Source organism: Hymenobacter nivis, assembly GCF_006439025.1.
GTDB lineage: Bacteria > Bacteroidota > Bacteroidia > Cytophagales > Hymenobacteraceae > Hymenobacter > Hymenobacter nivis_A.
Genome location: NZ_RCYZ01000010.1, coordinates 39,134 through 54,109, shown reverse-complemented (window position 1 = coordinate 54,109; position 14,976 = coordinate 39,134). Strand labels below are relative to the sequence as shown.

At 61.9% G+C, this 14,976-nt stretch carries 15 protein-coding genes; 3 read left to right on the top strand and 12 right to left on the bottom strand.

Annotated features, from left to right (window positions below; translation table 11 throughout):
* Positions 1-5 precede the first annotated feature (5 nt).
* A complete protein-coding gene (locus EAH73_RS20060; protein WP_240047351.1) occupies positions 6-1,301 on the bottom strand; it encodes an NAD(P)/FAD-dependent oxidoreductase in 1,296 nt (431 codons plus the stop codon).
* Between the two features lie 37 nt (positions 1,302-1,338).
* Positions 1,339-2,199 (bottom strand): NAD(P)-binding domain-containing protein, encoded by an 861-nt coding sequence (locus tag EAH73_RS20055; RefSeq protein ID WP_140469220.1) that lies wholly within the window; start codon positions 2,197-2,199, stop codon positions 1,339-1,341.
* A gap of 159 nt (positions 2,200-2,358) precedes the next feature.
* Here EAH73_RS20055 and EAH73_RS20050 point away from each other — a divergent pair, with 159 nt between their 5' ends.
* Positions 2,359-3,231: an SDR family oxidoreductase gene (locus tag EAH73_RS20050; RefSeq protein WP_140469219.1), complete on the top strand. Its 873-nt coding sequence runs from the start codon at positions 2,359-2,361 to the stop codon at positions 3,229-3,231.
* A 134-nt stretch (positions 3,232-3,365) separates the two neighbouring features.
* Here the strand turns inward: EAH73_RS20050 and EAH73_RS20045 are convergent, their stop codons facing one another.
* The 8 genes from EAH73_RS20045 to EAH73_RS20010 form a co-directional block, all read right to left on the bottom strand.
* Complete coding sequence (locus EAH73_RS20045) at positions 3,366-4,229, bottom strand: DUF1571 domain-containing protein (protein WP_140469218.1); 864 nt, start codon at positions 4,227-4,229, stop codon at positions 3,366-3,368.
* 31 nt (positions 4,230-4,260) lie between these two features.
* Entirely contained in the window at positions 4,261-4,533 is a 273-nt protein-coding gene (locus tag EAH73_RS20040; protein WP_140469217.1) for a hypothetical protein, read from the bottom strand.
* A 76-nt stretch (positions 4,534-4,609) separates the two neighbouring features.
* Complete coding sequence (locus EAH73_RS20035; RefSeq protein ID WP_140469216.1) at positions 4,610-5,119, bottom strand: YkvA family protein; 510 nt, start codon at positions 5,117-5,119, stop codon at positions 4,610-4,612.
* Positions 5,120-5,174: 55 nt separating this feature from the next.
* Positions 5,175-6,383, bottom strand: a complete 1,209-nt coding sequence (locus EAH73_RS20030) for a hypothetical protein (RefSeq protein WP_140469215.1) — start codon at positions 6,381-6,383, stop codon at positions 5,175-5,177.
* Positions 6,384-6,451: 68 nt separating this feature from the next.
* Entirely contained in the window at positions 6,452-7,285 is an 834-nt protein-coding gene (locus EAH73_RS20025) for a type 1 glutamine amidotransferase (protein WP_140469214.1), read from the bottom strand.
* A 112-nt stretch (positions 7,286-7,397) separates the two neighbouring features.
* Positions 7,398-8,501 carry a carboxylate-amine ligase gene (locus EAH73_RS20020; RefSeq protein WP_140469213.1) on the bottom strand — a complete coding sequence of 368 codons (1,104 nt, stop codon included), beginning with the start codon at positions 8,499-8,501 and terminating at the stop codon, positions 7,398-7,400.
* Positions 8,502-8,626: 125 nt separating this feature from the next.
* Positions 8,627-9,820 carry a RimK family alpha-L-glutamate ligase gene (locus tag EAH73_RS20015; RefSeq protein ID WP_240047350.1) on the bottom strand — a complete coding sequence of 398 codons (1,194 nt, stop codon included), beginning with the start codon at positions 9,818-9,820 and terminating at the stop codon, positions 8,627-8,629.
* 39 nt (positions 9,821-9,859) lie between these two features.
* Complete coding sequence (locus EAH73_RS20010) at positions 9,860-10,564, bottom strand: esterase family protein (protein WP_140469212.1); 705 nt, start codon at positions 10,562-10,564, stop codon at positions 9,860-9,862.
* Between the two features lie 180 nt (positions 10,565-10,744).
* On the opposite strand from EAH73_RS20010, the gene EAH73_RS23800 reads away from it, so the two are divergent.
* Positions 10,745-12,295: an alpha/beta hydrolase-fold protein gene (locus EAH73_RS23800; RefSeq protein WP_240047349.1), complete on the top strand. Its 1,551-nt coding sequence runs from the start codon at positions 10,745-10,747 to the stop codon at positions 12,293-12,295.
* Positions 12,296-12,705: 410 nt separating this feature from the next.
* Here EAH73_RS23800 and EAH73_RS19995 read toward each other — a convergent pair whose 3' ends face one another.
* Together EAH73_RS19995 and EAH73_RS19990 are read right to left on the bottom strand one after the other, a co-directional pair.
* Entirely contained in the window at positions 12,706-13,338 is a 633-nt protein-coding gene (locus tag EAH73_RS19995; RefSeq protein WP_140469211.1) for a helix-turn-helix domain-containing protein, read from the bottom strand.
* Between the two features lie 126 nt (positions 13,339-13,464).
* Positions 13,465-13,896: a DUF3127 domain-containing protein gene (locus EAH73_RS19990; protein WP_140469210.1), complete on the bottom strand. Its 432-nt coding sequence runs from the start codon at positions 13,894-13,896 to the stop codon at positions 13,465-13,467.
* Between the two features lie 148 nt (positions 13,897-14,044).
* On the opposite strand from EAH73_RS19990, the gene EAH73_RS19985 reads away from it, so the two are divergent.
* A complete protein-coding gene (locus EAH73_RS19985; RefSeq protein WP_140469209.1) occupies positions 14,045-14,974 on the top strand; it encodes an isoaspartyl peptidase/L-asparaginase family protein in 930 nt (309 codons plus the stop codon).
* Positions 14,975-14,976: the final 2 nt, after the last annotated feature.

The window sequence follows — 14,976 nt, the reverse complement described above, 5'->3', positions numbered from 1 at the left end:
GGGCCCTACGCGCCCGCTCCGGCCAGTGATGCCGCGGCAACATTGCCGGATTTTGCCATGGCCTGCCCGGCCAAAAAGCCCGTTGTCCAAGCCGCCTGGAAGTTGAAGCCCCCGGTAATGCCGTCGATGTCGAGCACCTCGCCGGCGAAATGTAGGCCCGGTACGTGGCGGCTCTGCATGGTTTGCAAGTCAATGTCGGCCAAGGCAATGCCGCCGCAGGTCACGAATTCTTCCTTGTAAGTGGTTTTGCCGCGCACGGCCAGCGGGGTGCGCAGCAGCAGTTCCAGCAGGCGGTTGTGGGCCTTGGCGGGCAAGTCGCTCCAGCGCAGGTCGGGACCGATGCCGGCTTGCTCAGCCAACGTACGCCACAGGCGCTGGGGCAGGCCGAGCTGCGGGTTGGCAGCGATGCCCTTGCGGCCGTTTTCCTGCCGGAACTGGTGCAGCCAGGGTCGCAGGGTGTCGTCGGTGTGGTCGGGCAGCCAGTTGATGAGCGCCGTGCCGGTGTAATTGAGCTCGCTCAAGCGCCGGGCCCCCCAGGCCGAGAGCTTGAGCACGGCCGGGCCGCTCACGCCCCAGTGCGTGACGAGCAGGGGCCCCTCGTAGTGCAGCTTTTCGCCGGCCAGCGTGACACGGGCGCGGGGCACGCTCACGCCGGGCAGCTCGCGCAGCGGCGATTCGGGTACGTTGAAGGTGAAAAGCGAGGGCACGGGCTCGGCCACGGCGTGGCCCAGGGGGCGTAACCAGTCGTACTGGGCGCTTTTGGGCTGGCCGCCGGTGGCCACCAGCAGGCGCGCCACGGCCAGCGTGGGGCCCGGCCGGCCGGTGCCGGCCAGCTGCAACTGAAAGCCACCACCGGGCAGCGGCGCAATTTCCTCCACGGCCGTGTTGGTGAAAATTTGCACGCCGGCGCGCCGGGCGGCGTCTTCCAGGGCCCGGGCAATCGTTTCGCTGCTGTCGGTGGTGGGGAACATGCGGCCGTCGGCTTCGGCCTTAAGGGCCACGCCGCGTTGGGCAAACCACGCCACGGTATCGGCCACCCCGAAGCGCTGGAACGCGCCCTTGAGGGCCTTACCGCCGCGCGGGTAGTGGGCCACGAGCTGGGCGGCCGAGTCGCAGGCGTGCGTCACGTTGCAGCGGCCGCCGCCTGAGGCGCGCACCTTGCCCAGCAGCTTACCGGTTTTTTCGAGTAGCAGCACGGGCTGGCCAGGGTTGGCCTCGGCGCAGGCAATGGCCCCAAAAAAACCGGCCGCCCCGCCGCCCAGCACGGCCACCGCGGGGGCATTAGAAGAATGATTAGTCACGCCGCAAATTTACGCACGGGCGCGGGGCCCCAGCGCCTTAGCAGTAGGGCAGGGCCCCCAGCACGTCGTCGTGCCGAAACGCGTAGGGCAGCGTTTCGCGCACCAGGCTGCTGTCGATGGTTTTGCCGGTGGGGCTGGTTTCGGGGCGGAACGTGGGGGGCACGAGGCCGAGGTAGTTGGCGGCGGCGGGGTAAAAATCGCGCCGCCGCGGGTGTTCAGCCGCGGCTACGTTAAAGGTATGGCCCCAGGTATCGTGCTGAATAATAGCGGATAATACGCCCACAGCATCGGTGAGGTGCAACAGGTTGACGGGGGCATTGCCCTGGGCCAGGTCCTGGCGGCCGGCCAAGAAGCGCCCCGGGGCCCGGCCCGGCCCGATGAGGCCCCCCAGGCGTACCACCGTGCTGCGCCACTGCCCGTAGCGCGGCACGAAGTGGCCCTCGGCCCGCAGCACGTCGGAGGCCGCGTCGCGGTTGCTGTAGGCGTCGGCTTCGCGCATGAGCCGCGGCTCGTCGGGGTACACGCCGGTAGAGCTCACAAACAGCACGCGGCCGATGCCAGCGGTGACCACGGCCCGGTGCACGGGCCGCAGCAGGGCGGGATAGCCCCCGGCGGCGGCGGTGCGCGGCGGCACGTTCAGCACGAGCACGTCGGCGGCGCGCAGCAGGTCCGTCAGCTGGTCGTAGGCGGCCGGGCTAAAGTCGGGCCCCAGCTGCAACAGGTGCGGCTGCACCCCCAGCTCGGTGAGCACGGGCAGCTGCGCCGGGGTGGTGGTAGTGCCCACCACGCGGTGCCCGGCGGCCAGCAGGTGTTGGGCCAGGGCCGTGCCCAGCCAGCCGCACCCCAACAAAGCCACAGTGGGCAGCTTGGGCGCGGGTGCGTGAGGAGACGGATTCATAGGCGCGGGGAAGAGAAAAGCTCAACAATAAACAGCAAAGCTGCGAAGGAAACTACTAGTAATATATACTTCTGCTAATAAAACTTTTAACGCGGGGCCCCGGCCGGAGCCCGCCGTACCTTCGGCCGGTTGATTCCCACCTCTTTTCTCCGTGCTTTTATGACGACCCCCTTTGCCCAACCCATGCTGCGCGACAATGCCCTGGCCGGTAAAACCATCATCGTAACCGGCGGCGGCACCGGCCTGGGCCGCGCCATGACCACGTATTTCCTGCAACTGGGGGCCCACGTTACCATCACCAGCCGCAAAATTGACGTGCTCGAAGCTACCGCCGCCGAGCTGCGCGCTCAAACCGGCGGCCGGGTGCTGGCCGTGGCCTGCGACGTGCGCAAGTACAACGAAGTGGAGGCCATGCTCGACGCCACCATCGCCGAGTTTGGCGGCGTAGACGTGCTGCTGAACAACGCGGCCGGCAACTTCATCTCGCCCACCGAACGCCTGAGTCACAAGGCGTTCGACGTGATTGTGGATATTGTGCTGCGCGGCTCCTACAACTGTACGCTGGCCGTGGGCAAGCGCTGGATTGCCGACAAAAAGCCCGGTACCATCCTCAACATCGTCACCACCTACGCCTCGGTGGGCTCGGCGTTTGTAGTGCCCTCGGCCGCGGCCAAAGCCGGTGTGCTGGCCATGACCCGCTCGCTAGCCGTGGAATGGGCCAAGTACGGCATCCGCAGCAACGCCATTGCGCCGGGGCCTTTTCCCACGGAGGGAGCCTGGAGTCGCCTTTTCCCCGAGCCGTTAGCCAGCCAGCTCGACCCCGCCGCCAGCGTGCCCCTCAAGCGCGTGGGCCAGCACCAGGAACTAGCCAACCTGGCCGCCTACCTGGTATCCGATTTTTCGGCCTACGTCAACGGCGAAGTGGTCACCATCGACGGCGGCGAGTGGCTCAACGGCGCCGGCGAGTTCAACAAGCTGGGGGCCCTAACGCCCGAAATGTGGGACCAAATCGAGAAAACCATGCGCCGCTAGATCGTAGATCATGCAGATTAACCGTGATTTCGCAGATTCCTGAACAGTTGCACCCCATGCCTTTTGATGAGGCTTGCACTTGTTTAAGAATCTGCGAAATCACGGTTAATCTGCATAATCTGCATAATCTGCGATCATAGCTTGTAGCCTTGGTAAGTCTTCGTGAATTCAGCGGCCGGGATTGGCTGGTTCACCACAAGGTTGGAGAATTCAAATTTCTCGAACAGGCCCCGGTCGTCGCGCACGTCCACTACAATGGGCAGATAGTTTTGCGGGTCGATGCACAGCGTGACGCGGCGGCCGTAGCCGTTGGGCACCTGCAACACCTGGCCCTCCGTCAGGGTCGCGCCGGGGCTCAGGTTGTTGCGCTCCAGCACGCGGTATTCGCCGCAACCAAACCGCTCGGCCACGGTGGCGATGGTTTCTCTTTTGCCGGCGCGATAAGCCACGTAGCGAAACTGCGGGAAATCTGACCGCAGCACGTGGCACGGTCGGCCCAGCACCGTCGTGTCGCCGGTGTAGCGAAACGTGCGGCTATACGTCGCGTCCTGGCGCAAAGGGGTGGGGCGCAACAAGTCGGCAATGGTGCCGAAGCCGGCTTGCAGTACGGTGTGGTGCTGGCCTTTGCGCATAAGGGCCCCCTTGGGGTCAAGGCTGAGCGTGACGTACGGAAAGCTGGCCGGGTATACCCACGCGTCGCCGCCGTTTTGGCCCGTCACCCACAGCACTTCCACGTTCTTATTATCTTTCAAATAAACCCGGAAGGGATTGAACCCCAGCTTCATGGTGCTGCTGGACGGCTTCACCTCCCGGCCGAGCCGCTCCTGGGCCTTGGCCGAGCAACGCAGGTAGCGCAGGTTTTCAATGGCGCTGGTCATGCGCTCCACCAACTGCCCGGTTGTGATGGCCGGGGCAGGGCGAGCGGCCGTGAGCACTCCACCCAATGCAACCCCAATAACAGCTAGAAAAATGAAATGGCGGATAAGCAAAGCTGTCATTAATGCAAAAATAAAGAATGGCTGTGGGGCCCTAATTCAAACTAATGATGGGGAAACGGGTAGCCACCGAGTCGAAAATGAACAACTCATCAATTTCAATGCCGAGGAAATAGCTGTACAGCGGAAACTTCTCCACCAAGCTGCGTACCGCACCGGCATCGTCGCCGTTGATGGTAATCCAGCCCCGGCGGCGATCAGCACTGATGGCGTAGGCCTCGATTACTTTCTCCGACAGCAAGCGGTTGATTACCGAGCGGTGCCGGGGAATAAGGGCCAGGAAACTTTCCTCGTAAGAATCTGGCAATAAGATAGTAACGACGAATGTAGGCATGGTAAATATAAAGTCAACCCCAAGAAAAACACCAAGCCGATAGCAGAGCCTATGAATGGCCCAATTCGGCCACAGCGGGCAGCGTAGCGTCGCCGCGGGCAGGCTCAGCGGCAGCATCCGGCGCATCCGGTGCGTCGGTTTCCTGAGATTTTTCCCAGTACTGAAACTTGATGATCTCGTCCTGGAATTTGCCCACAAACCAGCTGATTAGGCTCAGGTCATCGAGAAAGCCGATGACGGGAATGAAGTCGGGAACCAAGTCAATTGGCGACAACACGTAGAGTAATACTGCCAGCCCCGATACGATAGTGGTGGTCGAAACCTCGCGGTAGTCGCCGCTGGCGTAGCGGCGCACCAGCCGCACCAACGTCAGGGCCACATTCAGCAATTGCTTGAACTTATTGTCCTTGCTCTCCTCGTTGGCAAGCTTGGTAGCCACCTCGTTCAGGATGGTAACCACTTTAAATGGCCGCCCAAGGAGCTTGGTGGCCCGCCCGATAAACAAGTTGAAAACGGCGTTTTTGGAAATGCGGAAGCCTTTCTCGGCGAGGGTAGCCATGGTGTGCGGTCGGTGAAGTAATGCACCGGATACGCACAACCGCAACCGGATGTTCCTACGGCTGCGCAGGCGCGGCCCGCTCAAACAGGGGCGTGGTACCACCCACCCAGTCTTTGTCCTTGTTGAAAGCTACGCCAATCATCTCCCCACGGCTCATGCGGCCCAGGCCGGTGAGTAGGTGCGGCTGCGCGTCCTCGGGATGCCACACGTAGAGCAAGCGGATTTCGCATTTCACCATTCCATCGGGGGCCTGGATGGCGGGCGCATAGACCACTTTACGTTGTAGCAAATAGTTCTCTTTATCGGTCAGCGCGTCGAGGTCGGCGGCGGTGATGTGCAGCCGCACCCCCGTGCCCGCAAACGAAAACAGCGGCTTTAAGACGTAGTTTTCAAGGTCTTCGGGGTACGTTTTGAGTTCGCTCAAATAGTAGCTTGGAGGCGAAAACTGGCTCTTTATCAGCGGTAGCGTGTACTTACTGATGCGAAAAAACCAGTTGGGGTGTCCTACCCAATGTACGTCGACGTCATCGGTAAGATGATACTCGGTATGCAGGTTGGGGTAGCGGTCCAGCTCGTCAAAAATGATGCGGTTGTAAATGCGCTTGATGCGGATTTCGCGCCCTTCCTTTTCGTAAAATAATTCTCGACCACGCTTTTTTATTTTGGTTAAGCAAACCGCATCCACGCCCCAAAACTGCTTGGTAAGTGCAAAATCGACGCGGGTTTTTTGCTTTTCGGGAAATATTTCCAGCAGAATAACTTCTTCCGGCTTGGCGTCGCCCAATAGTAAACGCCGCATCTCCTTTTGGTATTCCGCATCATTGGCTACCTCAAAATAAGGCGTGACCGAATCAGGAATGTCGAACTGCCGGGCGTAGGAATCCGGCTGCCAGGTTTGAAAGGCGTAGAGGGATGGAAAACCTTGCATCTCAATAAGCTGCGGCTCCAATTCGCCTTGCTCGTCGCGGCACACCGCGAAATCAAACGTTAGAAATGTGGCGTGCGCGTCTTCATTCGGCACGCGCTGGTGCAAAGGAATTGCATTGTCAGTCAGTGCTTTAAAATCAGGGCGCTGGATAACCTTTATGATGTCCTGGCCCGCCCGCATCAGCTTATCGCGCAGCTGCGCGGGAACGAAAATGGGGGTTTCAGCCAGCCTGAACTCCAATTGACCAGGAAGTTTCGCCTCTATATCGGCCAGCATGGCCTGGTATTTTTCCGGCGTGAAAGCAGCGTTGTAAGCTTGGCGGAGAGCGGGAATCATAAGCGAAGCGGGGCTGAAATAAATTGATCAGGTAATTAATTATTATTAATAACCCAACAACAAATTAATTAATTAGCTGCGGCCAGCTCAGGGGCGAGCTGCGCCATGGCCAAGCGCAGAAATGTAGGCACCACAATGCCTTCGGTGAGTTCAATGGTGGTGGGGTCGGCGAGCAGGCGCACCATTTCGTGGTATTTGTCTTCGCCGTAAGCCGTGATAACCTGCTGCTTGCGCTCATCGGTGAGCATGTAGCGGAGCATGCCTTCGCCGTCGGCTTCGGGGTGGAACTGGGTGCCGAGCACCTCGGGCGAGAAGCGGATGGCCATCACAGCGCGGGCCAGTGCCACGTGAGGGCGCTCTTTTTCGAGGCACAGAATTTCGGCCCCCAGGGCCCCCAGCCGCTCCAGGTTGGGGTGGGTGAGCTGGTAATCGCGCGAGTCGACGGCAAAAAACGGCTCCGGTAGGGCCCCCAGCACCGGGTCGGCGTGGCCGGCTTCGGTGAGGTGTACGGGCATTACGCCAAACGAAGTGGACTTGCGCTGGCTCAATTCGCCAAGGCCTAGGTGGCGGCTCACGAGCTGGAACGAGTGGCAAATCAGCAGCAGGTGCTTGCGGGGCCCTAGTGTTTGGTTATGGGTAAATAATTCGTCAATCAGCTGGAAGTAACCGCTTTCCCAAGCGTCGGTGGTAGCCAGGGGGCTGCCGGGGCCCCCAGAGGAAATAAATAGGTCGAAGTCGGCGAGGCGGGGCAACTGGTTTTGGCCGCGCACATCGAAGGTTTCGGTAGCGAAATGCAGGCCGTGGTCGGCCTCGGCGCGGCGAATAAGCTGGCGGATGCAGCGCATGCCCTCGTTGGCCGCGCCCATGTACATATCCAGGATAGCTAAGCGAATAGTCGTCATAAAGCAAAAAATTGGTAATCAGCCGTATTGGTAATCAGCCGTAAATGTGAAACGGAACAAACAGAAACGCCAACCAAGCGGCTGGCGTTCCAGTTTAAATAAAGCCCTAAAATTACAACCCGTGGGTGGTTTCGCTCAGAATGTAATCAACTACCTTGGTCAAGTCGCCGGTCTGGTGGAAAACGGCAAGCTGGCGGTCGGCACCGGTGCCCATTTCGAGCATTTTGAGCACGTATTCCACTTCCTGGCGGCTGCCGAGGTCGTCCAGCACGTCATCCACAAAATCAAGTAGTTCGAGAATGAGCTGGCGAGCTGGCTTCTCTTCCTGCGTGCCAAAGTCGATGAGTGTGCCGCTAATGCCGTAACGGGCGGCGCGCCATTTATTCTCCTTAATGAGCGCGCTGCGGTACACCCGGAAATTCAGGTTTTGTTCCTTGAGCTTATAAATTTTGGCCACGAGCGCCTGCATCACGGCGGCCACAGCAATGGTTTCGTCGGCGCGCATCATCATGTCGCAAATGCGGTATTCGATGGTGTCGAAGAAGGGGTGGAGGCGGATATCCCACCAGATTTTCTTGCCGTTGTCGATGCAGCCGGTCTTGATCAGGAGCGCCAAAAACTCGTCGTAGTCGCTGGCGCTATGGAAAAATCCCGGAATACCCGTACGCGGGAAACGCTCAAATACTTTGGTTCTGAACGATTTGTAGCCCGTTTCGCGGCCTTCCCAAAACGGTGAGTTGGTGCTAAGCGCAAACAAGTGCGGTAGGAAGTAGCGCAGCGCATTCATCATGTACACGCCCAGGTCGCGGTTTTCGATGCCGATGTGCACGTGCATTCCAAAAACGAGGTTGGAGCGGGCGGCTTCTTGCAATTCCTCCACAATTTTGTCGTAACGGGCATCGGGCGTAATGGGCTGGTCTTGCCAACGCGAAAACGGGTGCGTGCCGGCGGCCGCAATTTTCAGGCCCACCCGGTCGGCCAGCTCGATGACCTGGCGGCGCAGGTGAACCACTTCGGTGCGCGCCTCGTCAATATTCTTGCAAATATTGGTGCCGACTTCCACCACCGACTCGTGCATTTCGGCCTTCACTTGCTCGTGCAGCGTGATTTTGCCGTCCTCCACAATCTTCGACATGTGCGAGCGCAGGTCGCGCGTGATGGGGTCGATGGTTTGGAATTCTTCTTCGATTCCGAGGGTGAAAACTGGGCGGGCCATAGCAATTAAACTACTGTAAATGAGAGAAAAGACCCTTTGTTAATTCGCGGCGTAAAGCCGTAAAAAGGGCTGCCGCCACGTGCAACGGCAGCCCTTTTTAGGGAAGAAGCACCCAAAAGGGAGGGTTATTTTTTGGGTGCCGGCTTCTTGGGTTTGGCTGGCGCTTCGCCAGCCGGGGCGGATTTAGGGGCTGGCTTCGGCTTGGGGGCGGGCTTGGGCACGCTGCCTGCGGGCGCTTCGGGCTTGGGGGCCCCGGGCTTTTTGGGCGCGGCAGGTTTTTTAGGAGCGGCGGGGGCCCCGGTGGCGCCCAGGTCGTTGGTTTCGTGCACGGCCTCGCCTACGGTTACTGAGCCAGCGGCCGATGCGGCCTTTTGGCCCGCCGATTTCTGCACAAATGTGCCCCAGGTGAGGTTGTTGCGGCCGGGCTGCTGGGCCTGGGCGCGCTCGATGGCGAGGTTGGCGGCATGCTCAACCACCCACTCAAAGTTTTCGGGGCCCACCGAGTTGATGTCGGCGTCGGGGGCGGGGTTGCCAAAGTCAATGGCGATGGGAATGCCGTCGCGCACCGCAAACTCCACGGTGTTAAAGTCATAGCCCAGGCCCTGGCACAGGCGCAGGGTGTAGTCCTTCACGGTAGCGAGCAGCTTTTCGCCGGCTTCGCCCTGGGTTTTCATCTCGGTTTGGTAGCGCTGGTGAAACTCGTTGCGGGGCTCGTAGGGCATGATGAGCACGTCCTTGCCGCCGAGGCAGTAGCAGCGGAAATAGTCGGTAAAATCAACCGCTTCCTGGTACAGCATCACGAGCTTACCGGTTTCTTCGTAGGCGCGCATGGCCTCGTAGGGGTTGTCGACCTTGTATACGCTCTTCCAGCCACCGCCCGAGTGGGGCTTCATGAAGGCCGGGAAGCCGATTTTCTCAAACGCCTTGTCCCAATCGAACAGGCCGAGGTTGCGAAACGAGTTTTCGCTGGTGTCGTCGGGGCGGTGCTTGCTGGGCAGGAGCAAGGTTTTAGGCACGGGCACGCCGAGCTGCACGGCCAGGGCGTTGTTGAAGAATTTTTCATCGGCGCTCCACCAGAACGGGTTGTTAATCACGTCGGTACCGGTGAGGGCGGCGTTCTTCAGGTAAGCGCGGTAGAAAGGCACGTCTTGCGAAATCCGGTCGATAATGACGGCGTATTCGGTCGGTACGGCCTGCTCAACCTGATCGACTTTAACAAATTCGGCGGTGATGCCATCAACCGCTTTCTGGTTCACGCGGTCGATGAAGGCCTGGGGAAATGTATTTTCCTGGCCGAAGAGGATGCCAATTTTTTTCATGATAAGCAGCGTTTAAGGGTGTTGAAAGAAGGGTTAAAGCTAAATCGTGTTTAGAAACTGCGGGAACATTTCGCGCCATACCGGCCAGTCGTGGGTGCCGTAGGGGTTCACTTCGAGGCGGTACGGAATGCCTTTCTGGCTCAGCAGGGCGGCCATTTGGTAGTTGGATTCTTTGCAGAAGTCGTGTTCGGCGGTGCCCATGATGATGTTCATCCACTGGAAATGCTCGCTGTGGGCCCCGGGCATGAACTCGGGCGGGTTGTTGTAGTATACGTTTTCGTCGTGGTAGCCGCCCAGAAACTGGCTGATGTCGAACGCCGCGCCCATTGTGAAAAGATGCGCCACCTGATCGGGGTGGCGGAAGGCGAAATTGAGTGCGTGGTAGCCGCCGAAGCTGGACCCGGCCACGGCAATCTTGTCGACGTTGCACTCTTGCTGGAGCTGCGGCACGAGTTCCTCGCAAAGGAAGCGGTCGTACAAAATGTGGTTTTGCACGCGCACGGCGGGTTCCAGGTGCTTGGCGTACCACGAGTAGCGGTCAATGCTGTCCACGCAGTACAGCTTCACGCGGCCGGCCTCCACCAGCGGGCGGGCGGCCTCGATGAGGTTGAAGTCGCGGGCTTCGTAGTGGCGGCCGCCCGAGGTCGGGAAAATGACCACGGGGTAGCCCCAGGTGCCAAATACGAGCATGTCGAGGTCCATGCCCAGGTGGTGCGAATAGAAACGGCGGTGCTGTTCGTGCAAAATCGGGGGGCGGGGGAAGGTGGGTGAACGGCCAAGCCGGCCGGTGCGGTGCGGCAAACTAGCAAGAAAATTATTGGCCGTAGCAATAAAGCGGGAAATAAGGGGGCGGCCAGGGGCCCTAAGTTGTAGGCCCCGCGGGGTTTCTTACGGTAAGTGCCGGGGTTGCCGTTACTTTGCCGCATGGTTTTGGTGAATGCAGACGCGGCGTTGCTGGCCGTGCAGCAGCGCGAAGAGGTGCTGGCGTCGGAGTTTTTGGGCCGCCCGGTGGCGGTGAGCGTGCTGCTGCCCCCCAGCCACGACGCGGCCCGCCCCGCGCCCTACCCCGTGCTGTACCTCAACGACGGCCAGGATTTGGCGCGCCTGCACCTGCGCGCCACCCTGGCCGCGCTGTGGGCCCAGGGCGCCCTGGCGCCCTTCGTGCTGGTGGCCCCCCACGCCAACGAGCAGCGCCTGCACGAATACGGCATTGCCGGCCGGCCCGACTACAACGGCCGCGGCAGCCGCGCCGAGGCTTACACCGCCTTTGTGCTGCGCGAGCTGCTGCCCTGGGCCCAGGCCCAGCTCCACGCCGCCGCCGACCCTGCCCAGGCCGTGTTTGCCGGGTTTTCACTCGGCGGGCTGATGGCCTTCGACGCCGTGTGGCACCACCCCGAGGCGTTTGCGCGGGCGGGGGCCTTTTCGGGCTCTTTCTGGTGGCGCGGGCGGGCCGTGGGCGACGGCTATACGCCCGCCGACCGCCTCATGCACCAGCAGGTGCAGGCTCGGGCGGCCCATCCCACCCACGCCTTCTGGCTGCAAACCGGCACCCTCGACGAGCGCAACGACCGCAACGAAAACGGCGTCATCGACGCCATTGAAGACTCGCTGGACCTCGTGGACGCCCTGCGCGCCCAGGGGCTCGACATTGCCCGGCAGCTGCGCTACGTGCAGGTGGAGGGCGGCCACCACCACCCCGATACCTGGGGCCGGGTGCTGCCCGACTTTCTGGCCTGGGCCTTTGGGGCCCCCGCCGTGGTGGCCGCGCTGCCGCCGCCGCTGCCCGTGGTGCGCCTGCACCTCGACCCGCACCTGGCCCCCGCGCTGGTGCTATCGGCGGCGCTGGCGGCGGTGCCGGCCAGCATCAACCTGCCGCCGCCGGCCCACCACGCCGCGGGGCCCCCACCCGTATTATTCGCCCCGCCGCCCCCCGCCGATTCCATGCACACCACCCGCCCCGAAGCCGGCGATTTTGCCGCGTTCTACGAAAACTACGTGGCCCTGGTGCCCGCCGGCCACGACCCGCTGGCCGCCCTGCGTGCCCAATCGGCCGAGGTGCTGGCCACGTTTGGGGCCCTCACCGAGGCCCAGGCCCTCACCGCCTACGCCCCCGGCAAGTGGACGCCCAAGCAGGTGCTGCTGCACCTCGCCGACGCCGAGCGCGTGTTTACCTACCGGGCCCTGCGCTTTGCCCGCGCCGACGACCAGCCCCTGGCCGGCTTCGACGAAAATGCCTACGCCGACGCCAGCGAAGCCAACGCTCGCCCAATGAGCGACTTGCTGGCCGAATACGCCGCCACGCGCGCCGCTACGCTGGCATTATTCGCAGGCTTTACTGACGCGCAACTCGGCCGGCGCGGCACCGCCAACGGGGCGGCCGTCACGGTGCGGGCCCTGCTGTTCATCGTGCCCGGCCACGAGCGCCACCACCTCCAGGTGTTCCGCGAGCGGTACGCGCCGGTGCTGCACCCGTAGATAATTCCGAAGATTTTTTACCTTCGCCCCGCACAACACGCAGCAATCTGTTGCGTTTTTCACCCGTTTCCACCCCTAACCCTGCTTTTCAACCATGGCCAAGAGCACCGACGCCCGCAAAGAGAAAAAGAAAGAACCCGCTAAAACCACCAAGGAGAAAAAAGCGGAGAAAGACGAGAAGAAGCGCCAAAAAGACATGCGCCAGGACTAATCCTGATCACGGATTCACCGGATTTCGGGGACAATTCTACCGCAAAGGTTTCTCCGCCGTTTGTTGGCCATCGTAACCAAAATACCGATTTTCGGATAACAAAGAAGCTGCTTCAACGAGCAGCTTTTTTGTTGAATAGGGCCCCCAGCGAATCGACCCCAGAATCCGACGAATCCGACGAACCCGATAAATCCGTGGTTCAGATAGTGTAATACGGCTCCTTTTCTTTGTCGTGGTAGCGGAGGTAGCCGTGTAGCACCAGCTTGATTAGCGTTTGGTAAGCGCGGCGCTTGCCAAAGTTTACCAGCTTCATGAACTGCGGTAGGGTGAGGCGCGGGTGGGTTTTGGCGTACTCGATGGCCGCTAGCTCGTGCCGGCTCAGCGGGATGCGCTCGAAGCGTGGTTCGTCAGCGGGGCTCTGTTGCTCAAGTACTTGCTCGGTAAGGCGGCTGCTTTGCACGCTTTGGTCGCGCACCCGCACGTAGCCACGCCAGTCGCCGGGGGCCACTTGGGCGCGGTGGGGCTTGGTGGAGCTCTCGGGCACGGCCACCACCAGCACCATGCGCCCGTCGGCTTCCACTTCGCGGAAGCGCAGGTCCGTCAGCGGCGGCTCTACGTGGTGGGCGGCGGCCTCGCGCAGCACAAACAACTCCTCCTCCGCGTCGCGCACGCCCACCACCCGGCCCGCATCGTCGACGCCCACCAGTACGTGGCCCCCGCGCGTATTGGCCAGCGACGCGAGCGTGCGCGAAATTCGGTGCACGTGGGTGGTTTTCTGCTTAAACTCCAGCGTTTCGCCCTCGCCGCGGGCAATCATCTCGGCTAATTCCATGCAAACTTATACGCAGGCCGAAAGCAAAACGTGCCGCCCCGGCAAAACCGGAGCGGCACGTTCAAAAGAACTTTCGATTGGAAGCTGAAACCTCAGCAGTACGCCATCGAATAGCTCGCTAACACTCTAGAAAGGCAGGTCGTTGTCGTCGTCGCTGGCGATGGGGGCCGCCGAAGGCTGGGCCCGCAGGGTGGGGTTCTGGTTTTGAGCGGCGGGGCGCGGGGCGGCCTGCTGCTGGGGCTGGCCCCCGCCGTAGTTGCCACCGCCCCCTTGGGCGGCACCGGCGGGCTCGATGCGCCAGGCTTCCAGGTTGGTGAAGTACATCATCTGGCCGTTTTTGTTGTAGCCGCGGCCGCGCAGGTTGAAGGCGATTTTCACCTCGTCACCCACTTTAAACTGGTCCACCAGGCTGGTTTTGTCCATCACCAGCTGGAACTTGATTTGCTCGGGGTATTGGCCGTCTTGCACTTCCAGCACAAACTCGCGCTTGCGGAACTTCTCGCTGATTTGCTGCTCGTCGAAAATCTCAATCAGGCGGCCGGTTACGTCGTAAGCCATAAAACTTGGTCTTTTGGTAGGGTTGAAACTAGAACATCAAACCTACGAAAAAAATCCCTGTCTTGCCCGATTTTGGCTGGCGTAGGGCCCCCGCAGCGGGGCCGCTACCTTTGCTGCCGCCCGCCTTGTCATTCCCTAAAAGCCCCCTATGCTCGCCCTGGCCATCCACGGCGGCGCCGGTACCATTGCCCGCGCCTCCCTCACCCCCGCCGCCGAAACCCAGTACCGCGCTGCCCTGCAAGCGGCCCTGGCCACCGGCTACGCCGTGCTGGCCGGTGGGGGCCCCGCCCTCGACGCCGTAGAAGCCGCCGTGCGCAGCCTCGAAGATTGCCCCCTGTTCAACGCCGGGCGCGGAGCCGTATTCACCCACGAGGGCCACCACGAGATGGACGCTGCCCTGGCCTGCGGCCGCACCGGCCGCGCCGGGGCCGTGGCCGGCGTGCGCCAGGTGCAAAACCCCATCCGCGCCGCCCGCCTCGTGATGGAGGCCACCGAGCACGTGCTACTGGCCTACCCCGGGGCCGACGAGCTGGCCCTCGAGCACGGCCTGCCCGTGCAGCCGCCCGCGTATTTCTTCACCCAGCAGCGCTACGACCAGCTCCAGGAGGCCATTGCGGCCGGCCGCATGCAGCTCGACCACGCCGCCGCGCCCGCCGCCGACCCCAACTGGAAAAAAGGCACCGTGGGAGCCGTGGCTTGCGACGCCCGCGGCCACCTCGCCGCCGCCACCAGCACCGGCGGCATGACCAACAAGCGCTACGCCCGCATCGGCGACACGCCCCTCATTGGGGCCGGTACCTGGGCCGATGCCCGCTGCGCCATCAGCTGCACCGGGCACGGCGAGTACTTCATCCGGGCCGTGGCCGCCCACGACGTGGCCTGCCTAATGGAATACCGCGGCCTGAGCCTAGCCGAAGCCACCCGCGTGGTGGTGCACGACAAGCTGGCCCCCGCTGGCGGCGAGGGCGGCCTCATTGCCGTCGATGCGCTGGGCAACCTGGCCCTGCCTTTCAATTCGGAAGGTATGTACCGCGCCAGCCGGACGGAACAAGGCGAGGAATTAGTGGCTATTTACTAAAG